The 21,672-nt window shown below is 72.0% G+C and carries 19 protein-coding genes; 10 read left to right on the forward strand and 9 right to left on the reverse strand.

The window, feature by feature from the left end; genetic code table 11:
* Positions 1–5: 5 nt before the first annotated feature.
* The 5 genes from AB0O53_RS16590 to AB0O53_RS16610 are packed head-to-tail and all read right to left on the reverse strand — an operon-like array spanning position 6 to position 3,706.
* Positions 6–614, reverse strand: coding sequence for a NuoI/complex I 23 kDa subunit family protein (locus tag AB0O53_RS16590; RefSeq protein ID WP_365196198.1), 609 nt, complete (start codon positions 612–614; stop codon positions 6–8).
* Positions 614–1,582: a complex I subunit 1/NuoH family protein gene (locus AB0O53_RS16595; protein ID WP_350992905.1), complete on the reverse strand. Its 969-nt coding sequence runs from the start codon at positions 1,580–1,582 to the stop codon at positions 614–616. The genes AB0O53_RS16590 and AB0O53_RS16595 overlap by 1 nt, the downstream gene beginning before the upstream one ends.
* On the reverse strand, positions 1,579–2,718 hold the full coding sequence (locus AB0O53_RS16600; RefSeq protein ID WP_365196201.1) for an NADH-quinone oxidoreductase subunit C: 1,140 nt from the start codon (positions 2,716–2,718) through the stop codon (positions 1,579–1,581). The genes AB0O53_RS16595 and AB0O53_RS16600 overlap by 4 nt, the downstream gene beginning before the upstream one ends.
* Positions 2,715–3,308 carry an NADH-quinone oxidoreductase subunit B gene (locus AB0O53_RS16605; RefSeq protein ID WP_350992909.1) on the reverse strand — a complete coding sequence of 198 codons (594 nt, stop codon included), beginning with the start codon at positions 3,306–3,308 and terminating at the stop codon, positions 2,715–2,717. The genes AB0O53_RS16600 and AB0O53_RS16605 overlap by 4 nt, the downstream gene beginning before the upstream one ends.
* On the reverse strand, positions 3,299–3,706 hold the full coding sequence (locus AB0O53_RS16610; RefSeq protein WP_030012240.1) for an NADH-quinone oxidoreductase subunit A: 408 nt from the start codon (positions 3,704–3,706) through the stop codon (positions 3,299–3,301). Before AB0O53_RS16610 ends, AB0O53_RS16605 begins: the two co-directional genes overlap by 10 nt.
* Positions 3,707–3,853: 147 nt before the next feature.
* Between AB0O53_RS16610 and AB0O53_RS16615 the strand changes: the two genes are divergently transcribed.
* The 8 genes from AB0O53_RS16615 (at position 3,854) to AB0O53_RS16650 (ending at position 14,589) form a co-directional block, all read left to right on the forward strand.
* Positions 3,854–5,035, forward strand: a complete 1,182-nt coding sequence (locus AB0O53_RS16615) for a sensor histidine kinase (RefSeq protein WP_365196205.1) — start codon at positions 3,854–3,856, stop codon at positions 5,033–5,035.
* Between the two features lie 503 nt (positions 5,036–5,538).
* Positions 5,539–6,855: a sensor histidine kinase gene (locus AB0O53_RS16620; protein ID WP_350992913.1), complete on the forward strand. Its 1,317-nt coding sequence runs from the start codon at positions 5,539–5,541 to the stop codon at positions 6,853–6,855.
* Positions 6,856–7,126: 271 nt separating this feature from the next.
* Positions 7,127–7,786: a response regulator transcription factor gene (locus AB0O53_RS16625; protein ID WP_030026962.1), complete on the forward strand. Its 660-nt coding sequence runs from the start codon at positions 7,127–7,129 to the stop codon at positions 7,784–7,786.
* Positions 7,787–7,937: 151 nt separating this feature from the next.
* A complete protein-coding gene (locus AB0O53_RS16630) occupies positions 7,938–9,881 on the forward strand; it encodes a 2-oxoacid:acceptor oxidoreductase subunit alpha (RefSeq protein ID WP_350992915.1) in 1,944 nt (647 codons plus the stop codon).
* The gene (locus tag AB0O53_RS16635) at positions 9,874–10,953 is read left to right on the forward strand and encodes a 2-oxoacid:ferredoxin oxidoreductase subunit beta (protein WP_350992917.1); all 1,080 of its coding nucleotides are present in this window, start codon (positions 9,874–9,876) and stop codon (positions 10,951–10,953) included. Before AB0O53_RS16630 ends, AB0O53_RS16635 begins: the two co-directional genes overlap by 8 nt.
* A 161-nt stretch (positions 10,954–11,114) precedes the next feature.
* Positions 11,115–11,969 carry an SDR family oxidoreductase gene (locus AB0O53_RS16640; protein WP_365196209.1) on the forward strand — a complete coding sequence of 285 codons (855 nt, stop codon included), beginning with the start codon at positions 11,115–11,117 and terminating at the stop codon, positions 11,967–11,969.
* A gap of 133 nt (positions 11,970–12,102) precedes the next feature.
* Positions 12,103–13,047: an EamA family transporter RarD gene (rarD, locus tag AB0O53_RS16645; RefSeq protein WP_350992921.1), complete on the forward strand. Its 945-nt coding sequence runs from the start codon at positions 12,103–12,105 to the stop codon at positions 13,045–13,047.
* 225 nt (positions 13,048–13,272) lie between these two features.
* The gene (locus AB0O53_RS16650; RefSeq protein ID WP_365196212.1) at positions 13,273–14,589 is read left to right on the forward strand and encodes a M28 family metallopeptidase; all 1,317 of its coding nucleotides are present in this window, start codon (positions 13,273–13,275) and stop codon (positions 14,587–14,589) included.
* Between the two features lie 108 nt (positions 14,590–14,697).
* On the opposite strand, the gene AB0O53_RS16655 is transcribed toward AB0O53_RS16650, so the two are convergent.
* The 4 genes from AB0O53_RS16655 to AB0O53_RS16670 form a co-directional block, all read right to left on the reverse strand.
* On the reverse strand, positions 14,698–15,117 hold the full coding sequence (locus AB0O53_RS16655; RefSeq protein ID WP_350992925.1) for a hypothetical protein: 420 nt from the start codon (positions 15,115–15,117) through the stop codon (positions 14,698–14,700).
* Positions 15,114–15,317, reverse strand: a complete 204-nt coding sequence (locus AB0O53_RS16660; protein WP_225884906.1) for a ribbon-helix-helix domain-containing protein — start codon at positions 15,315–15,317, stop codon at positions 15,114–15,116. Before AB0O53_RS16660 ends, AB0O53_RS16655 begins: the two co-directional genes overlap by 4 nt.
* Positions 15,318–15,421: 104 nt before the next feature.
* Entirely contained in the window at positions 15,422–16,636 is a 1,215-nt protein-coding gene (locus tag AB0O53_RS16665) for a LolA family protein (RefSeq protein ID WP_365196215.1), read from the reverse strand.
* A gap of 241 nt (positions 16,637–16,877) precedes the next feature.
* Positions 16,878–17,888 (reverse strand): polyprenyl synthetase family protein, encoded by a 1,011-nt coding sequence (locus AB0O53_RS16670; RefSeq protein ID WP_136229635.1) that lies wholly within the window; start codon positions 17,886–17,888, stop codon positions 16,878–16,880.
* Between the two features lie 211 nt (positions 17,889–18,099).
* Between AB0O53_RS16670 and AB0O53_RS16675 the strand changes: the two genes are divergently transcribed.
* Together AB0O53_RS16675 and AB0O53_RS16680 are read left to right on the forward strand one after the other, a co-directional pair.
* Positions 18,100–19,596 carry a peptide MFS transporter gene (locus AB0O53_RS16675; RefSeq protein ID WP_365196219.1) on the forward strand — a complete coding sequence of 499 codons (1,497 nt, stop codon included), beginning with the start codon at positions 18,100–18,102 and terminating at the stop codon, positions 19,594–19,596.
* Between the two features lie 32 nt (positions 19,597–19,628).
* Positions 19,629–21,635: a CocE/NonD family hydrolase gene (locus AB0O53_RS16680; RefSeq protein ID WP_365196222.1), complete on the forward strand. Its 2,007-nt coding sequence runs from the start codon at positions 19,629–19,631 to the stop codon at positions 21,633–21,635.
* The last annotated feature ends 37 nt before the right edge of the window (positions 21,636–21,672 follow it).

The raw sequence follows: 21,672 nt of genomic DNA on the forward strand, positions 1-21,672 counted from the left end.
GGGGGTCACGCGTCTGACTCCGGGGTCGGGGTGGTCGGCGGTTCGTTCTCGGACGCCCGGGCGGCGGCTTCGGCCGCTGCTTCGGCGGCGGCCGCAGCGGCCTCGGCCTTCTCCACGGCCTTGCGGGCGGCGGCGATCTCCTTGGGCTCCTCGGCCCGCGGGTCGAGGGCGGGCGGGGCGGGGACGGTCCACATCCACTCGCGGAGTTTGTCGCGCTCGTGGGTCAGCTCGTGGATGTCGGTCTCCGCGTACTCGAACTCCGGCGACCAGAAGAGGGCGTCGAAGGGGCACACCTCGATGCAGATGCCGCAGTACATGCAGAGGGAGAAGTCGATGGCGAAGCGGTCGAGCACGTTGCGGCTGCGCTCGCGGCCGCCGGGGGTGGAGGCGGGCACCGTCTCCTTGTGCGAGTCGATGTAGATGCACCAGTCGGGGCACTCACGGGCGCAGAGCATGCAGACCGTGCAGTTCTCCTCGAACAGGCCGATGACCCCGCGGGAGCGGGGCGGGAGCTCGGGCTGGACCTCGGGGTACTGGGCCGTGTGCGAGCGCTTCGTCATCGTGCGCAGCGTGACGGCCAGGCCCTTGGCGAGGCCGGATCCGGGGATGGGCATTACTGGATCGCCACCTTCACGATGCCGGTGAGCGCGATCTGGGCGAGCGCGAGCGGGATGAGTGCGGTCCAGGCGAGCTTCTGGAGCTGGTCCTCGCGCAGCCGCGGGTAGCTCACGCGGAGCCAGATCACGACGAAGGCCAGGACCGCGGTCTTGAGCAGGGTCCAGACCCAGCCGAGGCCCTCGGCGCCGAAGGGGCCGTGCCAGCCGCCGAGGAAGAGGACGGTGGTGAGGAAGCAGAGGACGACGATGCCGGCGTACTCGGCGAGCAGGAACAGCGCGAAGCGCAGGCCCGTGTACTCGGTGTACGCGCCGAAGATGATCTCGGAGTCGGCGACGGGCATGTCGAAGGGGGGGCGCTGCAGTTCGGCGAGGCCGGCGGTGAAGAACACGAGGGCGCCGACGATCTGCCAGGGCAGCCACCACCACTCGAAGGCCTCCACGATGCCGGGGAGGGAGACCGTCCCGGCGGCCATCGCCACGGAGGCGGCGGCGAGCAGCATGGGGAGCTCGTAGGCGAGCAGCTGTGCGGCGGTGCGCAGGCCGCCGAGCAGGGAGAACTTGTTCGCGGAGGCCCAGCCGGCCATGAGGGAGCCGAGGACTCCGACGCCCATGACGGCGAGGACGAAGAACAGGCCGGCGTCGATGACCTGGCCGACCGCGCCCTCGCCCGGGCCGATCGGGATGGCGAGGAGGACGAGGAGGTACGGCAGCAGGGCGACGGCGGGGGCCAGCTGGAAGATCCGGCGGTCGGCGTTGGCCGGGACGACGTCTTCCTTCTGCGCGAACTTCACGCCGTCGGCGACGAGCTGGGCCCAGCCGTGGAAGCCGCCGGCGTACATGGGGCCGAGGCGGCCCTGCATGTGGGCCATCACCTTGTGCTCGGTCTGCCCGACGACGAGCGGGAGCACGAGGAAGACGGCGAAGACGACGATCAGCCGCAGGGCGACGTCGAGGACGTCGTTCACGCCGTGCCTCCGGTGTCAGTGGTGGGGTCGGTCTCGGGTCCGGTCTCGGGCTTCGGAGCCTTGGGTTCCGTCTCGGGTCCGGCCTTCGGGGCCTGCTCGGGGGCCGGTTGGGCCTGCTCTTCGAAGGCGGGCTTCGGGTCGTGCCAGGGGGCGTCGGAGCTGCGGGGGGCCGGGCGGCGCGGCGCGCGCTCCGCCGCCGGGGTGGCTTCGTCCGCGGCGGCCGGCCCCGTGCCCGGGCCCTGGCTCGCGGAGCCGTCCGCTGCCGAGCGGGTACGACGGGGCGGGCGGGCAGCGGCTTCGGGAGCTTCCGGGGCCGGAGCGGCAGCGGCTTCGGTCGCCTGGCTCGCGGAGCCCTCCGTCACCGAGCGGGTGCGGCGCGGCGGGCGGGCCGGGGTCTCCGGGGTGGCGGCTCCGGCGGCGTCGGCGGCCTGGGTGGCCGAGCCCTCGGCGACCGAGCGGGTCCGGCGGACGGGGGCGCCCTCGCGCGGGGCACGGGCGGCGGCGCCGGCCGCACCGGCGGCACGCGGGGTACGGGCGGGCCGGGCCGGGGCCGGCGGGAGCTGGCCCTTCATCGGGCCCCAGTCGTTGGGGTCCGGCACGCCGGGCGGCAGCATCTGACGGCGCTTCGGGGCGTCGGGGTCGTGGGCCTCGCCCGGCTCCTTCGCACCGGGCCAGGCCTTCGCGACGCGCGCGGCCAGCACGAAGTCCTTGCGCAGCGGGTGCCCCTCGAAGTTCTCCGGGAGGAGGAGGTGCACCAGGTGCGGGTGGTCGGTGAAGGTGATCCCGAACATCTCGAACGTCTCGCGCTCGTGCCACTCCGCCCCCGCGTAGACGGCGACGGCCGACGGCAGGGAGGGGGCGGAGTGCGGGACGGTCGTGCGCAGCAGGAGCCGGCGTACGCGGTGGTTCTCCAGCGAGGCGACGTGGGCGCAGACCCGGAAGCCGGTGCCGGGCTCGTCCACGGCGCTCAGCCAGTCGAAGTACGTGCAGCCGAGCTTGTCCCGGGCGATCTCCAGGGCGGAGATCCAGCTGCCCACGGGCACGTCCACCGTGAGGACGTCGTAGGAGAGCTCGGCGACGGCCTCGGCACCGAAGACCGTCGGCGCGGCGTCGGGGAGGGAGTCGTAGAGGTTCACGCGCCGGCCCCCTGCCCGGGTGCCGGCGGGGCGGTGACCAGGCCGCTGGTGAGCTGGGAGACGGACGGCCCCGCGGCGTAGCGCTCGGCGAGCGACTCGCGGGCGATCTTCTCCTGGAGCTTGAGGATGCCCTGGAGGAGCGCCTCCGGCCGGGGCGGGCAGCCGGGCACGTAGACGTCGACGGGGATGATCTGGTCGACGCCCTTGGTCACCGAGTACGAGTCCCAGTACGGGCCGCCGCAGTTGGAGCAGGCGCCGAAGGAGATGACGTACTTCGGCTCGGGCATCTGCTCGTAGAGCCGCTTGACGGCGGGGGCCATCTTGTCCGTGACGGTGCCCGAGACGATCATCAGGTCGGCCTGGCGCGGACCCGGCGCGAAGGGGATGACGCCGAGGCGGATGAAGTCGTGCCGGGCCATGGAGGCGGCGATGAACTCGATCGCGCAGCATGCCAGGCCGAAGTTGAAGACCCACAGGCTGTACCGGCGGCCCCAGTTCAGGACTACCTTCATCGGTTCCGGGGCCAGACGGGAGAGGACTCCGAGGCGCTTGGGCTCCGGGAGCAGCTCCGGCTGAGGTGTCACGTCCATTCGAGGACGCCCTTCTTGTACGCATAGAGCAGGCCGACGGCCAGGAAGCCCAGGAAGATGAACATCTCGACCAGGGTCGTGGCGCCGTAGCCGGCGGCGGCGAACACCGTCGCCCACGGGAACAGGAAGATCGAGTCGACGGCGAAGATGACGTAGAGGAAGGCGTAGACGTAGTAGCGGACCTGGGTGTGCGCCCAGCCCTCGCCGACGGGGTCCACACCGCATTCGTACGTCAGCAGCTTCTCGGGGGTCGGGACGACGGGCCGCAGGAGCCGGCCCGCGCCGAAGGCGACGGCCACGAAGAGCACACCGAGGGCCGCGAGCAGGCCGACGACCGAATAACTCCGGAAGTAGTCCGCCGCGAGCACGGTTACGGTCGATACCGTTGGTTCGGGCACGTCCGTTCCTCGCTCCTCGGTCACTGTCGACGATCTGGTACGGACGGGAGTCTAGGGCCTGCCTCACACGGGGTGGGGTTATCCCCCGTTCACAGCACCCCGGCCACCCCATGGCATCAGCGAGCCGCGCTTGACAGGCTGTGGCGCATGACCACGAGCCTTGCCATCGCCGCCGACGACAGACCTCCCCGCGTGCGGCCCGCATTCAGCGCCGTCACGTGGAAGGAAATCGCCCATCTGGTGACCAATCTGCCTGAGGCGATCGTGGGTTTCGTTTACGCGGTCGTCATGGTTTCCACCGCGGGCGGTCTTTCGGTGACCGCGATCGGACTTCCTTTGCTTGCGGTCGGTCTCTTTTTGTCTCGGCAAATGGGACGGCTCGAACGGGCCCGTGCCCGATTGCTCTTGGGCGTACGGGTGGAGGAGCCGACCCCGATCCCCGGTCCGCGGCGGTCCGGCGGATTCTTCCCCTGGCTGTGGACGAGCATCAAGGATCCGGTCGGCTGGCGGACCGTGCTGTACCAGCTGATCCGGCTGCCCTGGGGGGTGCTCACCTTCACGGTAGTCCTGACCGGGCTGTTCGTGCTGTGGCCGGTGCTGCCGTATCTGGTGCGGCTGCTCGCGAACGCGGACCGCGCGATGGTGCGGGGCCTGCTGTCCCCCTCCGACGACCTGGAGCGGCGGATCGCGGAGCTGGAGTCGGACCGGGGCGTGGTCGTCGACACGGCGGCCGCGGACCTGCGGCGCATCGAACGCGACCTGCACGACGGGGCGCAGGCGCGCCTGGTCGCGCTGGCGATGGGGCTGGGTCTGGCGAAGGAGAAGCTGCTGGAGGACCCGGAGGGCGCGGCGGCGATGGTCGACGAGGCCCACGGGGAGGTGAAGCTGGCGCTCCAGGAACTGCGGGACCTGGCCCGCGGGATCCACCCGGCCGTGCTGACCGACCGGGGGCTGGACGCGGCGCTGTCGTCGGTGGCGGCGCGGTGCGTGGTGCCGGTGAAGGTGCTGGTGGACCTGCCGGCGGGGCAGGAGGCCAGGCCGGCGGAGGCGATCGAGGGGATCGCGTACTTCGTGGTGTCCGAGCTGCTGCAGAACGTGAGCAAGCACGCGAGGGCGCGGGGCGCGACCGTGGAGGTCTGGCGGTCGGGGGCCCGGCTGATGCTCCGGGTGTCCGACGACGGGCGGGGCGGGGCGGACACGTCCCGCGGGAGCGGGCTGGCGGGGCTGGCGGAGCGGCTGGACGCGGTGGACGGGGTGCTCGTGGTGGACTCCCCGGAGGGGGAGGGGACGGTGGTGTCGGCGGAGCTTCCGTGGCGTGACCGCCGCTGAGGCCGCGGAGGCGGGGCCGCCGGGGCGGCTGAGGCCGCGGCGACCGCCGGGGGGACCGGGGCCGTTCGATGATGCGGGACTCCCGTCCGGGGTGGGCGGGGGTCCCGCTCGCGCGTTCGGCGCGCGCCGCCGCCGCTTCCCGGCGGGGCCGTGCGGCAACCGTCCCGGCCGCACCGGCGGCGCGCCCTTGCAGGCAGAGCCGCAGGGGCCGGGCCACGGGACCCGGCCGGTCCGGACCGGCTCGGGGGCTCAGGCTGCCGGCCCCGGCGGGCCCTTGCGGCGGCCGGGCCGGTCGCAGCGGAGGCGCCCCCGGAAGAGCCGGGCCGCACGGCGGCACCCGACCGGGGCCCTGGTGGGGCTGGATCGGAGGGGCTCGGGCCCCGGAGGCGGGGCCGGGGTGGGGTTATCCCCCGGTCGCAGAGGCCGACCCGCCGCATGGTCCGGGGGTGGGGCCGGGCGGGAGGGTGGGGGCACAGCCGAGGAGCGGAAGGGCGGGTCGGGAGATGGACGACGGCAAGGGCGGGCGCGGCACGGGCGGGCGCGGCGGGGTCGGTGCGGTGCTGCTGGCCCCGGTGGCGGGGCGGACCTGGCGGGAGTTCGCGTACCTGCTGGTCGGGCTGCCGCTGAGCATCCTGTACTTCTCGCTCGCGATCACGGGGGTGAGCCTCGGGGCCGGGCTGCTCGTCACCTTCCTCGGGGTCCCGGTCCTGGCGGGCACCCTCGCCATGGGCCGCGGGATCGGGCGGCTGGAGCGGGCCCGGGTGCGCGCGCTGCTCGGGGCGGACGTCGTCGAGCCCGCGCCGATCCGGGCGAAGAAGAGCGGTCCGCTCGCCGCCATGGGCGCGGTGCTCAGGAGCGGGAGCGCCTGGCGCCACCTGCTGTACTGCCTGGTCCACTTCCCGTGGGCGGTGTTCGGTTCCTGCACGGCACTGACGTTCTGGGCGGCGGGCTGGAGCTATCTGCTGTACCCGCTGTGGTTCTGGGTCTTCCCGGCCTACACCGACCAGCCCGGACTCCAGCTCTTCCAGAACGGCGACTACTCCTTCTACGTCGACTCCCCCGCGGAGATCGCCCTCACCTGCCTGATCGGGCTGGCCCTCACCCTCGCCACCCCGTGGCTGATCCGGGCCCTGACCACGGTCGACCGGGTCATGGTCGGCGGGCTGCTGGGGGCGTCGCGACTGGACAGCCGGGTCAGCGAGCTGGAGTCGGACCGCGGGGTCGTCGTGGACACCGCCGCCGCCGACCTGCGGCGCATCGAACGGGACCTGCACGACGGCGCGCAGGCCCGGCTGGTGGCGCTGGCCATGGACCTCGGGCTGGCGAAGGAGAAGCTCGGCGAGGACCCGCGGGCCGCCGCGCGCATGGTGGACGAGGCCCACGGCGAGGTGAAGATCGCCCTCCAGGAGCTGCGGGACCTGGCCCGCGGGATCCACCCGGCGGTGCTGACCGACCGCGGTCTGGACGCGGCGCTGTCCGCGGTGGCGTCGCGGTGCACCGTGCCGGTGCGGGTGGCCGTGGACCTCCCGGCCCGGCCGGCCGCGGCCATCGAGGGGATCGCGTACTTCACGGTCTCGGAGCTGCTGCAGAACATCAGCAAGCACGCCGGGGCGCGGTCCGCCTCGGTGGACGTGTGGAAGTCCGGGGGACGGCTGCTGCTCCAGGTCGCCGACGACGGCCGGGGCGGGGCGAGCCTGCGGGACGGGACGGGGCTGGCGGGGCTCGCCGAGCGGCTGGACGCGGTGGACGGCGTGCTGGTCGTCGACTCCCCCGGGGGCGCGGGGACGACGGTCACCGCCGAGCTGCCCTGGCGTCCCTGACGCCTCCTCCCCCTGCTCCTCCTGTGCGACGCCGCGGGACCCCGGCCCGGAGGGCCGGGGTCCCGTCCGTGCGTCCGGCGCACCGAGGGCCTCCCGGCGCGCCGGACCCTCGCGAAGCGGCCACGGGTGCATCCGCATGTGAAAACTCCCCCCGTACGCCCACGTGTTGTCCCGGCTCTGCCTTCACCGGGACTTAAGGCTGGGATGCTTGGCTGAGTCGGGCAGTACGGGAACGAGTGGATGCGGGAGCTGCTGAATCGTGGACGACAGGGTGCGGGTGGTCATCGCCGAGGATTCAGTGCTGCTGCGCGAGGGGCTGACCCGGCTGCTGACCGACCGGGGGCATGACGTCGTGGCGGGCGTCGGGGACGCGGAAGCCCTGATCAAGACGGTGGCGGAGCTCGCCGCCGAGGATGCGCTGCCGGACGTGGTGGTGGCGGACGTGCGGATGCCGCCGACGCACACCGACGAGGGCGTGCGGGCCGCCGTACGGCTGCGGCGCGACCACCCCGGGATAGGCGTGCTCGTGCTGTCCCAGTACGTGGAGGAGCAGTACGCCACCGAGCTGCTGGCCGGTTCCAGTACCGGAGTGGGGTATCTGCTCAAGGACCGGGTGGCCGAGGTGCGCGAGTTCCTCGACGCGGTGGTCCGGGTCGCCCGGGGCGGTACCGCGCTGGACCCCGAGGTCGTCGCCCAGCTGCTCGGGCGCAGCCGGAAGCAGGACGTGCTGGCGGGTCTGACGCCGCGCGAGCGCGAGGTGCTCGGGCTGATGGCCGAGGGCCGCACCAATTCGGCCGTGGCCAAGCAGCTGGTCGTGAGCGACGGCGCGGTGGAGAAGCACGTCAGCAACATCTTCATGAAACTGGGCCTGTCGCCGAGTGACGGGGATCACCGGCGCGTACTGGCCGTTCTCACCTATCTGAAATCTTGATCGACTGACACTCTGTCAGATACGGCATACCGGCAGGGCCGTCTCAATGGGCGGTCCTACGGTCCAGAATGTGGTCGCTCCTGGGGACCTGATCCCTACCGTCGTAGGGTGGGTCATGGGGGTGCTCACGCCTCGAAGGAGGTCCAGTTCAGTGACCAGCCAGGTCAGCAGCCCAGCGGAGCAGGCCGACGGTTCCGGCGGAGCGGTTGTCGGTGGACAACGCACCCCCGGGAGTCCCGACGGCAAGGAAGTACGGCGTCTCGATCGGGTGATCATCCGGTTCGCGGGTGACTCCGGTGACGGTATGCAGCTCACCGGTGACAGGTTCACCTCGGAGACCGCGTCGTTCGGGAACGACCTGTCGACGCTGCCGAACTTCCCGGCCGAGATCCGCGCCCCCGCCGGCACCCTGCCGGGCGTCTCCTCCTTCCAGCTCCACTTCGCCGACCACGACATCCTCACGCCGGGCGACGCCCCGAACGTGCTGGTGGCCATGAATCCCGCGGCGCTGAAGGCGAACATCGCCGACGTGCCGCGCGGCGCGGAGATCATCGTCAACACGGACGAGTTCACCAAGCGCCCCATGGCCAAGGTCGGGTACGAGACCTCCCCGCTGGAGGACGGCTCGCTGGCCGCCTACAACCTGCACCCGGTGCCGCTGACCACGCTGACGGTGGAGGCGCTGAAGGACTTCGGGCTCTCCCGCAAGGAGGCCGAGCGCAGCAAGAACATGTTCGCGCTGGGTCTGCTGTCGTGGATGTACCACCGGCCGACGGAGGCCACGGAGAGCTTCCTGCGGCAGAAGTTCGCGAAGAAGCCCGAGATCGCCGAGGCGAACATCGTCGCCTTCCGGGCCGGTTGGAACTTCGGCGAGACGACCGAGGACTTCGCCGTCTCCTACGAGGTCGCGCCCGCGACCAAGGCCTTCCCCACCGGCACCTACCGCAACATCTCCGGGAACCTGGCCCTCTCCTACGGCCTCATCGCCGCGAGCCAGCAGGCCGACCTGCCCCTCTACCTGGGCTCCTACCCGATCACCCCGGCCTCGGACATCCTGCACGAGCTGTCGAAGCACAAGAACTTCGGCGTGCGGACCTTCCAGGCCGAGGACGAGATCGCCGGCATCGGGGCGGCGCTCGGCGCGGCCTTCGGCGGGGCGCTCGGCGTCACCACCACCTCCGGGCCCGGCGTCGCGCTCAAGTCGGAGACGATCGGCCTGGCGGTGTCGCTGGAACTGCCGCTGCTCATCGTGGACATCCAGCGCGGCGGCCCCTCCACCGGCCTGCCGACCAAGACCGAGCAGGCGGACCTCCTCCAGGCCATGTACGGCCGCAACGGCGAGGCACCGGTCCCGATCGTGGCGCCGAGGACCCCGGCGGACTGCTTCGACGCCGCCCTCGACGCGGCTCGTATCGCGCTGACCTACCGGACGCCGGTGTTCCTGCTCTCCGACGGCTACCTCGCCAACGGCTCCGAGCCGTGGCGGATCCCGGAGGTCGCGGACCTGCCGGACCTGAAGGTCAAGTTCGCCGCCGGCGCGAACCACACGCTCGCCGACGGCACCGAGGTCTTCTGGCCCTACAAGCGGGATCCGGAGACACTGGCCCGGCCCTGGGCGGTCCCCGGCACCCCCGGCCTCGAACACCGCATCGGCGGCATCGAGAAGCAGGACGGCACGGGCAACATCTCCTACGACCCGGCCAACCACGACCTCATGGTCCGCACCCGCCAGGCCAAGGTCGACGGCATCCGGGTGCCCGACCTCGACGTCGACGACCCGGACCGCGCCACCACCCTGGTGCTCGGCTGGGGTTCCACCTACGGCCCCATCACCGCCGCCGTCCGCCGGCTCCGGGTCGCCGGACACCCCGTCGCCCAGGCCCACCTGCGCCACCTCAACCCCTTCCCCAGGAATCTCGGCGAGGTCCTGGAGCGTTACGAGAAGGTAGTGGTGCCGGAGATGAACCTCGGGCAGCTCGCCACCCTGATCCGCGCGAAATACCTGGTGGACGCCCAGTCGTACAACCAGGTGAACGGAATGCCCTTCAAGGCCGAGCAGCTCGCCAAGGTTCTCAAGGAGGCCATCGATGACTGAGGTGACCGAGGCGACCGACGGGGCGCGGACCCTGCTCTCGCTGGTACCGAAGGCCGAGAGCAAGCAGTCGATGAAGGACTTCAAGTCGGACCAGGAGGTCCGCTGGTGCCCGGGTTGCGGCGACTACGCCGTGCTCGCCGCCGTCCAGGGCTTCATGCCCGAGCTGGGGCTGGCGAAGGAGAACATCGTCTTCGTCTCCGGCATCGGGTGCTCCTCCCGCTTCCCGTACTACATGAACACCTACGGGATGCACTCCATCCACGGCCGGGCCCCGGCCATCGCGACGGGCCTGGCCACCTCCCGCCGCGACCTGTCGGTGTGGGTCGTCACGGGGGACGGCGACGCGCTGTCCATCGGCGGCAACCACCTGATCCACGCCCTGCGCCGCAACGTCAACCTGAAGATCCTGCTCTTCAACAACCGGATCTACGGGCTGACCAAGGGCCAGTACTCCCCGACCTCCGAGGTCGGCAAGATCACCAAGTCGACGCCGATGGGCTCGCTCGACGCGCCCTTCAACCCGGTGTCGCTGGCGATCGGCGCCGAGGCGTCCTTCGTCGCCCGCACCGTCGACTCCGACCGCAAGCACCTCACCGAGGTGCTGCGCCAGGCGGCCGACCACCAGGGCACGGCGCTCGTCGAGATCTACCAGAACTGCAACATCTTCAACGACGGCGCCTTCGAGGTCCTCAAGGACAAGGACCAGGCGCGCGAGGCGGTGATCCGGCTGGAGCACGGCCGGCCGATCCGCTTCGGCGCGGACGACGGCAAGGGCGTGGTGCGCAACCAGGCCACCGGGGACCTGGAGGTCGTCGACGTGACCCCCGCCAACGAGGGGCAGGTCCTGGTCCACGACGCCCGGACCGCCAGCCCCACCACGGCGTTCGCGCTCTCGCGCCTCGCCGACCCGGACACCCTGCACCGCACGCCGATCGGCGTCTTCCGCAGCGTCGAACGGCCGGTCTACGACACGCTCATGGCCGACCAGCTGGACGCGGCCATCGACCGCGGCGGCAAGGGCGACCTGGGCGCCCTGCTGAACGGCAGCGACACCTGGACCGTCGTCGGCTGACCGGACGACACGCCCGCCGGGAAGCCCGGACCCCCTGGGGGTCCGGGCTTCGGTGCGTCCGGGCCCGCCCGGCCCCGACCCGACACTCTCCCCAGCGCAGCACTTTCTAAAAGTTAGCGCTTACCGTAGGCTGGCGTGGTCGCCCCACAAGGAGAGCAGTCATGAGCATCGTCGTCACCGCAGCCACCGGAGCCCTCGGCCGTCTCGTCGTCGGGGAACTGCTGGAACGGGTTCCCGCCGACCGCGTCGCCGTCGTCGTCCGCAACGAGGAGAAGGCCGCCGACCTGGCCGCACGCGGGATCGAGGTGCGCGTCGCCGACTACGACGACCCGGCCGCCCTGGCCGCCGCCTTCCGGCCCGGCGACCGCGTGCTGCTGATCTCAGGCAACGAGATCGGGCGCCGCGTCGCCCAGCACACCGCCGTGATCGACGCCGCGAAGGCCGCGGGCGTGGCGCAGCTGGCCTACACCGGCATACTCGGCGGCCCGGAGGCGGACTTCGAGCTGGCCGCCGAGCACACCGCCACCGAGCGGGCCGTCCTCGCCTCCGGGCTCCCGTACACCTTCCTGCGCAACGGCTGGTACCACGAGAACTACACCCGCGAGCTGCCGACCGCCCTCGGGCACGGGGCGGTCGTGGGCAGCGCGGGCGAGGGCCGGGTCGCCTCGGCGGCGCGCGCCGACTACGCGGCCGCCGCGGCCGTGGTGCTCACCGGCGAGGGTCACCTGAACGAGATCTACGAGCTCTCCGGCGACACCGCGTGGAGCCTCGCGGAGTACGCGGCCGAGGTGTCGGCGCAGAGCGGCAAGGAGGTCGCGTACGCCGAGGTCCCGGCCGACGAGCACCTGAGGATGCTGACGGGCGCCGGGGTCCCCGAGGGCTTCGCGGCGATCATCGTCGACGTGGACGCGGCGATCGCGCGCGGCCGGCTGGCGGGCACCGGCGGGGACCTGGCCCGGCTGATCGGGCGGCCCACGACTCCGGTCGCTGCGGCGATCGGTGCCGCGCTGGCCTGAGACGGGCGGCTCCCGGCGGGCGGGCCGCCGCGGCCCCGAGAGATGTCATGAGTATCTCCTGATTACGGGCATGACATCCGGGCCGCGCGGCGATACCGTCGTGAAGTTGGCTTGAAGTCGTACAGGAGGCCCCGTGAAGGCACAGAACGAGCAGCGCGCGGGTTTGCTCTACGGATTCGGCGCTTACGGAATGTGGGGGCTGGTCCCCCTCTTCTGGCCGCTCCTGATGCCTGCCGGGGCCGTCGAGATCCTCGCCCACCGCATGACGTGGTCCATGGCCGTGGTCGGTCTGGCCCTGCTGGCCGTGCGCCGCTGGGGCTGGATACGCGAGCTGCTGGGGCAGCCGCGCAAGCTGGGCCTGACCGCACTGGCCGCGTCGGTGATCAGCGTGAACTGGGGCCTGTACATCTGGTCGGTCAACAACGGGCACGTCGTCGAATCGAGCCTCGGCTACTTCATCAACCCGCTGGTCAGCATCGCGATGGGCGTGCTGGTCCTGGGTGAGCGGCTGCGCCGCGCGCAGTGGGTGGCCGTCGGCATCAGCTTCGTCGCCGTGCTCGTGCTCGCCGTCGGCTACGGGCGGCCGCCGTGGATCTCACTGGTCCTGGCGTGCTCCTTCGCGACGTACGGCCTGATCAAGAAGAAGCTCAACATGGGCGGGCTGGAGTCGCTGGCCGCCGAGACGGCCATGCTGTTCCTGCCGGCCCTCGGCTACCTGCTGTGGCTGGGCGCCCAGGGGCAGTCCAGCTTCACCTCGCAGGGCGTCGGCCACGCGCTGCTGCTGGCCGCGACCGGTCTGGTGACGGCGATCCCGCTGGTGTTCTTCGGGGCGGCCGCCATCCGGGTCCCGCTCTCGACCCTCGGCCTGCTCCAGTACATGGCCCCGGTGTTCCAGTTCGGGCTCGGCGTCCTGTACTTCCACGAGGCCATGCCGCCCGAGCGCTGGGCCGGATTCTCCCTGGTGTGGGCCGCGCTGGCCCTGCTGACCTGGGACGCGCTGCGCACGGCGCGACGCTCCCGCGCCCGGCTGGAGGCGGCCCCCGTGGTCGTCCCGGCGCCGGCCCGCGAACCCGCGTAGCGACCGCCCGCAGGGCCCGCAACAGCAAACGCTCCGCCCCCACGATCCCCGGTACGGACCCTCCGCACCGGGGATCGTCCGTTTTCCGAACTGCCATGACCGGATTGAGGTCTTGACGGACAGTCATACTCTCGCTGACCATCAGGCTCGCACTGACGCACTAACGCTCACATGCTCTATCTCGCTCGTTCCGTCATATCCCCAGCGGAATCCCGGAGCCCCCACATGAGCCTGTCCGTCTCCCGGCGCCTCGCTGCCGTGACCGCGTTCGCGGTCGCCGGCCTGTTCGCCTCCGCCGTCCCCGCCGCACTCGCCGCCCCCACGGCGGTCGCCGCGGCGCCGACCCCACCCGACATCCCGCTGGCCAACGTCAAGGCCCACCTGTCGCAGCTCTCGACGATCGCCGCCAACAACGGCGGCAACCGCGCGCACGGCCGGGCCGGCTACAAGGCCTCGATCGACTACGTGAAGGCCAAGCTCGACGCCGCGGGCTTCACCACGACGCTGCAGACCTTCACCTCCAGCGGCGCCACCGGCTACAACCTGATCGCCGACTGGCCGGGCGGCGACCCCAACTCGGTCCTGATGGCCGGCGCGCACCTCGACTCCGTCACCTCGGGCGCGGGCATCAACGACAACGGCTCCGGCAGCGCGGCCGTCCTGGAGACGGCCCTCGCCGTCTCGCGGGCCGGTCTGCAGCCCACCAAGCACCTGCGCTTCGGCTGGTGGGGCGCGGAGGAGCTGGGCCTGGTCGGGTCGAAGTACTACGTCAACAACCTGCCGGCGGCCGAGCGGGCCAAGTTCGCCGGGTACCTGAACTTCGACATGATCGGCTCGCCGAACCCGGGCTACTTCGTCTACGACGACGACCCGACGATCGAGCAGACCTTCAAGAACTACTACGCGGGCATCGGCGTCCCGACCGAGATCGAGACCGAGGGCGACGGCCGCTCCGACCACGCCTCCTTCAAGAACGTGGGCATACCCGTCGGCGGCCTGTTCACCGGGGCCAGCAACACCAAGTCCTCCGCGCAGGCGCAGAAGTGGGGCGGCACCGCCGGCCAGTCCTTCGACCGCTGCTACCACTCCTCCTGCGACAACACCGCGAACATCAACGACACCGCGCTGGACCGCAACGCGGACGCCATCGCCTACGCGATCTGGAACCTGGGCGCCTCCACCCCGGTCCCGCCCGGCCCGTCCTTCGAGAACACGGCGGACGTGAACATCCCGGACTCCCCCGCCGCCGCGGTCAACTCGCCGATCTCGGTCACGGGTGTCGCGGGCAACGCCCCGGCCACCACCAAGGTGGACGTGAACATCGTCCACACCTACCGCGGTGACCTGGTGGTCGACCTGGTCGCCCCGGACGGCACGGTCTACAACCTGCACAACCGCACCGGCGGCAGCGCCGACAACATCGTGGGGTCATACACCGTCAACGCCTCCAGCGAGGTCGCGAACGGGACCTGGAACCTGCGGGTCAAGGACGCGGCCGCCCAGGACGTCGGCTACATCAACAGCTGGAAGATCACCTTCTAGCCGACCGGAGACCGGCGCCCCGGCTCTCCCCGGGGCTCCCGTTCCCCCCGCCCGGCGCTCCCGTTCCTCCCAGGGCTCCGGCACGGTCCGCCCGGATCGTGCCGGAGCTCAGCCGTCCTCGGCGCCGGCGGCCCGGGAGGAGGCCTCCAGCGGCTCCCTCATCCGGGCCCGCAGCTCCTCGGCCACGGCCGCCACGTCCGCGCGGCCCAGCTTCGCCGCCTCGACCAGATCGCCCAGCTCCTCCGGCGAGGGCAGCTTCGCGGCTCCGGCCACCCGCAGGTACGAGCGGGTCGCGGCGGCCGCGTAGAACTCGTTCATCGGTGATTCCAGCGCCGGGCAGACCGCGAGGGTGTGCAGAAACGCGGCGGCCCGCCACGCGGTGTCCGGGGCGGGCTGTTCTGGCACCAGGACCAGGTCGTTCTGGTGCCGGGCGACCGCGGCGGCCACCCCGGAGGGATCCCACACCGCGGGATCTGACGGGAGATGGTGGGCCAGAGCGGTCCAGGCCCACTCCATGGTGATCTTCAATTGCCGAACCGCTCCTGGAAGTAGCCCCAGTGATCGGCGAACTCCTCTATGCCGGAGAGGAAGTTCTTCCGGTCCTCGTCGAGTTCGCGTTCGGTCACCTCGGTGATCAGCGCGGTGACCGTCGTCCCCAGGGCCGCCGCGCGCGCCTTGAGGCGCTCGTGGAACTCTTCGTCCAGGCGGATGGTGACGTGTCTCGACATGCCCAACACCGTACAGCGGCCGCGCTGTACGGGCAGCAGTAACGCGGCAAGGGTGGGCAGGGACACAGTCCCCGCCCACCCTGGGCCGTGCGTTGCCGCGGCTGCTACTTGTTGGCCTCGGCGGCCTTCACCAGCGCGTCCTTGGTGACCGCGCCGGCGTAGACCTTGCCGTCGTCGGTGACCAGGACGTTGAACAGGCGGGTCGACATGACCCGGCCCTCACCGAAGCTGCCGCCCACCTTGTCCCCCAGGGAGTCGAGGAACTGCTTGGCCTCCTTCGGGGCGTTCTTGTCGTTCTCCAGGTCCTTGAGGCTCTTGCCCGCGCCGGAGTCGATCCGCGCGATGGTCGCCCAGCCCTCGCCGAGCACCTTCACGTCGCCCTTGCCGCCCGGACCGCCGGCCAGCCCGTCCAGGCCCGGGAAGGACTCCAGCGCCTTGAACGCGCCGTCCTTGTCGCCCTTGCCGTGGCCGTCCGCGCCCTCGGTCACCTTGGCGCCCTTGGGCGGGGTGAAGGTGAAGGTGTCGGCGGACGGCTTGGCGAAGTCCACCTTGGTGAAGCCGGCGTCCACGATCGGCTTGCCGCCCTGGGCCGAGAGCAGCTGCACGCGCAGCGGCACGCCGTTCTTGGCGTCCACCGCGATCTGCACCGATCCGACCGTCGAGCCGGCCTGCTTGGGCTTGAGCACCAGCTGGTAGGCGTCGCGCCCGGCCACCTGCGCGGTCTCGCCGACGCTGACGTCCGTGGTGGGGCCGGCGGCCGCGAGGATCTCCTCGGCGAGCTTCTGGGGGGAGGCGTTCATCCGGTCGCCGGTCTTGTGCTCCTTGCCCACGCCCTTGCCGGCGGCCTTCTCCGACGGGGTCGCCTTCTCGTGGAAGACCTCGTTCGACTTGGAGTCGTAGCCCCACACGTCGTCGCCGTTGTGGATGAGGCTGTACTCGTCCTTGCCGTCCAGGAAGGTGAGCTTCTGGCGGTCCTCGCCGTCGGCCGCGACGCGCAGGGTGTGCGTGCCGTTCGCCAGCTGCGCGACCTTGTCCTCCGGGTTCGCCGAGCCGCCCGTGACACCGCCGCCGCCGAGCAGGCCGGACGCGAGCTTCGGCAGGCCCAGGTCGGTGCTGATCTTCGCCGTGCCCGACAGCTGCTCCACGTCCGAGGCGGCGATCTTCTCGATCAGCTGCTGCGCGGTCACCTTGGGCAGGTCGGGCCCCCCGGCGTTGGCGAAGGCCGGGACCATCGCCACGGTCGCCGCGGCGACACCCGCCACCGCAACCGGTACGGCGTACCGGGCGACCTTGCGAGAAGTCTTCGTGTTCGCTGCCATGTCAGTGCCCTGCCCTCTGTGTCGACGGCGGCGATCCGCATGTCGCCGCGCTCACCCGATCTGGTGGGGTTTGATGACTCCATCTGACCAAATCGGCGGCGTCGGGGCGTCAGTCCCCGGAAGCAACTGGACGTACGACCGTGGGATGACACGGAACGGGCCCTCCTCCCCCGACCCGTAGGGGTCGGCGGGCGGAGGGCCCGTCCGGGTGTCCTCGGGCGCGGGCGCCCGCCGTGAGGCGTCAGCCGGCGCGGTGCACCACCGCGTCGCACAGCTCCTCCAGGGCCGCCTTCGCGAAGCATTCGGGCAGCGGCGCGAGCGTGGCCCGCGCGTCCTCCGCGTACCGGACGGTGTCGCGGCGGGCCTGCTCCAGGGCGGGGTGCGCCCGCAGCCGGGTGAGCACCTCGGCGTGGCGGGCGTCGTCCGTCAGGTCGCCGTCCAGCAGCTCGACGAGCTCCAGGTCCTCCGGGCGGCCGTCCCGCGCGGCCATCTCGCGCAGCCGCAGCACGGGCAGCGTCGGGATGCCCTCGCGCAGGTCGGTGCCCGGGGTCTTGCCGGACTCGTGCGCGTCGGAGGCGATGTCGAGGACGTCGTCGGCGAGCTGGAAGGCGGTGCCGAGCCGCTCCCCGTACTGCGTGAGGATGTCGACGACCGACTCGTCGGCGCCGGACATCAGCGCGCCGAAGCGGCCGGAGACCGCGATCAGCGAGCCGGTCTTGCCGGCGATGACGTCGAGGTAGTGGGCGACGGGGTCGCGGCCGTCGCGCGGACCGGCCGTCTCCAGGATCTGGCCCGTCACGAGCCGCTCGAAGGCCTCCGCCTGGATGCGTACGGCCTCCGGCCCGAGGTCGGCCAGGATGTGCGAGGCGCGGGCGAAGAGGAAGTCACCCGTGAGGACGGCCACCGAGTTGCCCCAGCGGGCGTTGGCGCTCTCCACGCCGCGGCGCACGTCCGCCTCGTCCATGACGTCGTCGTGGTAGAGCGTCGCCAGGTGGGTGAGCTCGACCACCACGGCGGACGGGACGATCCCGGGCGCGTAGGGGTCGCCGAAACGGGACGCGAGCATGACGAGCAGCGGCCGGAACCGCTTGCCTCCGGCCCGGACCAGGTGCTGTGCGGCCTCGGTGATGAAGGGGACTTCGCTCTTGGTGGCTTCCAGCAGACCCGCCTCGACGGCGGCCAGTCCGGCCTGGACATCGGTCTCAAGAGCCTGGTCCCGCACGCTCAGTCCGAACGGCCCGACGACGGTCACGAGGGGTACTCCTGTCTGCTGACGATCACGCTGACGATCACATGGATTGTCGATGTGTCGCTGCCATCACTCAAGCCAGCGTATCGGGTCTGTTTTCGATCACCGAGAGGGCCTTCCCGGCCACCCTCCCCACACTGCCCGATGAGCACCGGTATGTTCGGGAGGAGTCAAAACAACCGGAGAGTACGTTTTGCCCAGAACCGCGACCGAGATGGACGAACCAGGGGACCCGGCGGCCGACCGGCCGCCACCCCAGGACGACCACGCCTTCCTCGGCCACCCGCGGGGCCTGGCGACCCTCTCCGGGCTGGAGGTCTGGGAGCGGTTCTCCTTCCTCGGCATGCAGGCCATCCTCGTCCTCTACTTCGCCGACGCCGTGGCGGACGGCGGCCTGGGCATGGCCCCCGGCACCGCCGCCTCCGTCGCCGCGGCCTACGGGACCATGGTCTACCTCGTCTCCGTCGCCGGCGGATGGCTCGCCGACCGGATCCTCGGCTCCTACCGGGCCGTCCTGTGGGGCGGCATCCTCATCGCCTGCGGCCACTACGCCATGGCCGTGCCCGCCACCGCAATGACCTGGACCGGGCTCGGCCTGATCAGCGCGGGCACCGGTCTGCTCAAGCCCAACGTGGCCACCATGGTGGGCAAGCTGTACCGCACGGACGACGACCGGCGCGACGCCGGCTTCGCGCTCTACTACATGGCCATCAACATCGGCGCCTTCGCCGGACCGCTGGTCACCGGCTGGCTCGGCGAGCACGAGGGCTGGCACTGGGGCTTCTCCGCCGCCGCGATCGGCATGACCGCGGGCCTGGTCCAGTACGTCCTGGGCCGCCGGCACCTGGCCGGGCGGGGGCACCGCGCCGAGTACGCCCTCGCACCCGACGCGATGCGCCGCGCCGTGTGGCGGATCACCGGCGGCCTCCTCGCGGCCGCCGCACTCGCCACCCTTCTGGCTGTCATCGGCTGGTTGACGATGGACCGTTTCGTCGACCTGCTCACCCTCGTCTCGGTCATCGCCCCGGCCGTCTACTTCGCGGTGATGTTCCGCAGCCCCCGGGTGACCCGCGGGGAACGCGGACGGCTGCGCCCGTACGTGGTCCTCTTCCTGGCCTCGGTCGCCTTCAACTTCATCCTCTTCCAGGCCTACTCGACGATGATGCTGCTGGCCTCCACCAACGCCGAGACCACGATCCTGGGCTTCGACTTCCCGGCGAGCTGGTACGCCTCGGCACTCGGCGCCTTCGAGGTCGCGCTGGCCCCGGTCGTCGCTGCGCTCTGGGCCAGGATGGGCCACCGCCAGCCGCACGCCTCCAACAAGATCGCCATCGGGGTGGTCCTGGGCGGCCTGTCCTTCCTGCTGATGGTGATCCCGACGTCGGGCCACGAGGGGAACGCGTACACGATCGCCGCCTGGTGGATCGTCGGCTCCTACCTGCTCCTCGGCCTCGGCGACGTCCTCCTGGAGACCTCGGGCATGTCGGCCACCTCCAAACTGGCCCCGAAGGCCTACCGCAGCCAGACCATGGCGCTCTGGTTCCTCTCCCTCGCCCTGGCCAACGGCATCCAGGCCCAGGTCGTGAAGGTCTACGGCCACGTCTCCGACCCCGTGTACTTCGGCGTCAACGGCGCCGTCGCCGTGGCGGCCGGCCTGATCGTGATCGCACTGGCGCCGTGGCTGCGGCGCACGATGCACCCCGTCCACTGAGGCTGCGGCCGAGGCGATTGGTGGCACAACCGATGATCATCCGCACCGAGTTCCCGTACGCGACCACCCACGAGGATGTCCGGATCCCGCTCCCCGACGGAGTGGAGCTGTACGCGCGGATCTGGCGCCCCGTGACCGACGAACCCGTCCCTGCCCTGCTGGAGTACCTCCCGTACCGGCTCACCGACTGGACCGCGCCGCGCGACCGGCAGCGCCATCCCTGGTACGCGGGGCACGGCTACGCCTCCGTACGCGTGGACGTGCGCGGCCACGGGTGCAGCGGCGGCCTGCCCGGCGACGAGTACGACGCCCGCGAGCTCGCCGACGGGGTCGCGGTGGTGGAGTGGCTGGCGGCGCAGGAGTGGTGCACGGGCTCGGTGGGGATGTTCGGGATCTCCTGGGGCGGCTTCAACTCCCTCCAGATCGCCGCCCTGGCCCCCGAGCCGCTGAAGGCGGTCGTCACCGTCTGCTCGACGGACGACCGCTACGACAACGACGTGCACTACATGGGCGGCTCGGTGCTCGCCGTGGACATGCACGCGTGGGCGGCGACCATGCTCGCCTTCGCCTCCCGGCCGCCGGACCCGCACTACGCCGGCGACGGCTGGCGCGCGCAGTGGCTGGACCGGCTGGAGGCGGTGGAACCGCTGGTCCACACCTGGCTCTCGCACCAGACCCGCGACGCCTACTGGCGCCACGGCAGCGTCTGCGAGGACTACGGGGCGATCGGCGCGGCCGTGCTGGCGGTCGGCGGCTGGCACGACCCCTACCGGGACACCGTCCTGCGGCTGGTCCGGCACCTGCCGTCGGCGCGCGTACGGGGCCTGATCGGCCCCTGGTCGCACCAGTACCCGGACCGCGGGCTGCCGCCCGGTCCCTCGATCGGCTTCCTCCAGGAGACCCTGCGCTGGTGGGACCACTGGCTCAAGGGCGCCGACAACGGGGTGATGGACGAGCCGCTGCTGCGGGCCTGGATCAGCGACGCGCACCCGCCGGCGACCGTGTACGAGGAGCTCCCGGGGCGCTGGGTCGGTGAGAAGGCCTGGCCCTCGGCCCGGGTGATCCCCGTCCCGTACGTGTTCCGGGGCGAGCCCGTGGCCGTCGCCTCCCCGCAGCACACCGGGCTGGACGCGGGCCGCTTCTTCCCCTTCGGCAACGACGCCGATCTGCCGCCGGACCAGCGGGAGGAGGACGCGAAGTCGGCCTGCTTCGAGTTCCCGGTGGCCGCCGGGGAGCCGGTGGAGATCCTGGGCCGGCCGTCGGTGACCCTGCGGCTGCGGCTCGACGTGCCGTACGGGCAGGTCGTGGCCCGGCTGTGCGACGTCGCCCCGGACGGCTCCTCGACGCTGGTCACGCGGGGCGCGCTGAACCTGTCCGCCCGCCAGGGGCGGGACCGGGCCGTCCCGTGGCCGGTGGGCTCCTACGAGGACGTCACCTTCGAGCTGAACGGCATCGGCCACGCCTTCCCGCCGGGGCACCGGATCCGCCTCGCGGTGTCCTCCGCGTACTGGCCGTGGATCTGGCCGCGGGCCGGGTCCGAGGCCGGCTGGACGCTGGACCCGGCGGGCAGCTCGGTGACCCTGCCGGTCCGGGCGGCCTCCCCGGACGGGGACGACGGGATCGTCTTCGAGCCCCCGGAGCAGGCGGAGCCGCTCGGCGTCTCCTTCCCGGCCACCCTGGACGAGCCGCGCCCGGAGCGGCTGGTCGTACGGGACGTCGCGCGCGGGACCTGGCGGCTGGAGGTGGACCCCCGGTACGGGGGCACCCGGATCTACCCCGACGGCCTGGAGTACGGCGAGGACGCCACCGAGGTCTACGAGATCCAGGACGGCGACCCGCTGTCGGCCCGGACCCGCTCGCAGTGGCGGATCCGGCTCCACCGGCCGGAGCTGGGCTGGGACGCGCGGGTGGAGACCAGCTCGGAGATCCGCTGCGACGAGGGCGGCTTCGTCACGTCGAACGAGGTCGTGTGCCGGGAGGGCGACGAGGTGGTCTTCCACCGCACGTGGGAACGCCGCCTCCCGCGCGCGGCGGGCTGACGGGGCCCCTCGGCGGCCGCGCCACGGGTAGGGGCCG

The organism is Streptomyces erythrochromogenes, assembly GCF_040684695.1.
In the GTDB taxonomy this organism is placed as follows: domain Bacteria; phylum Actinomycetota; class Actinomycetes; order Streptomycetales; family Streptomycetaceae; genus Streptomyces; species Streptomyces erythrochromogenes_C.

Excerpts from the sequence above, each read along its gene's own strand:
- AB0O53_RS16650 (WP_365196212.1), top strand. The coding sequence starts at position 13,273 with ATGAGCCTGTCCGTCTCCCGGCGCCTCGCTGCCGTGACCGCGTTCGCG.
- AB0O53_RS16675 (WP_365196219.1), top strand. The coding sequence starts at position 18,100 with ATGGACGAACCAGGGGACCCGGCGGCCGACCGGCCGCCACCCCAGGAC.
- AB0O53_RS16680 (WP_365196222.1), top strand. The coding sequence starts at position 19,629 with ATGATCATCCGCACCGAGTTCCCGTACGCGACCACCCACGAGGATGTC.
- AB0O53_RS16635 (WP_350992917.1), top strand. The coding sequence starts at position 9,874 with ATGACTGAGGTGACCGAGGCGACCGACGGGGCGCGGACCCTGCTCTCG.
- AB0O53_RS16640 (WP_365196209.1), top strand. The coding sequence starts at position 11,115 with ATGAGCATCGTCGTCACCGCAGCCACCGGAGCCCTCGGCCGTCTCGTC.
- AB0O53_RS16660 (WP_225884906.1), bottom strand. The coding sequence starts at position 15,317 with ATGTCGAGACACGTCACCATCCGCCTGGACGAAGAGTTCCACGAGCGC.
- AB0O53_RS16665 (WP_365196215.1), bottom strand. The coding sequence starts at position 16,636 with ATGGCAGCGAACACGAAGACTTCTCGCAAGGTCGCCCGGTACGCCGTA.
- AB0O53_RS16605 (WP_350992909.1), bottom strand. The coding sequence starts at position 3,308 with ATGGACGTGACACCTCAGCCGGAGCTGCTCCCGGAGCCCAAGCGCCTC.
- AB0O53_RS16615 (WP_365196205.1), top strand. The coding sequence starts at position 3,854 with ATGACCACGAGCCTTGCCATCGCCGCCGACGACAGACCTCCCCGCGTG.
- AB0O53_RS16620 (WP_350992913.1), top strand. The coding sequence starts at position 5,539 with ATGGACGACGGCAAGGGCGGGCGCGGCACGGGCGGGCGCGGCGGGGTC.
- AB0O53_RS16590 (WP_365196198.1), bottom strand. The coding sequence starts at position 614 with ATGCCCATCCCCGGATCCGGCCTCGCCAAGGGCCTGGCCGTCACGCTG.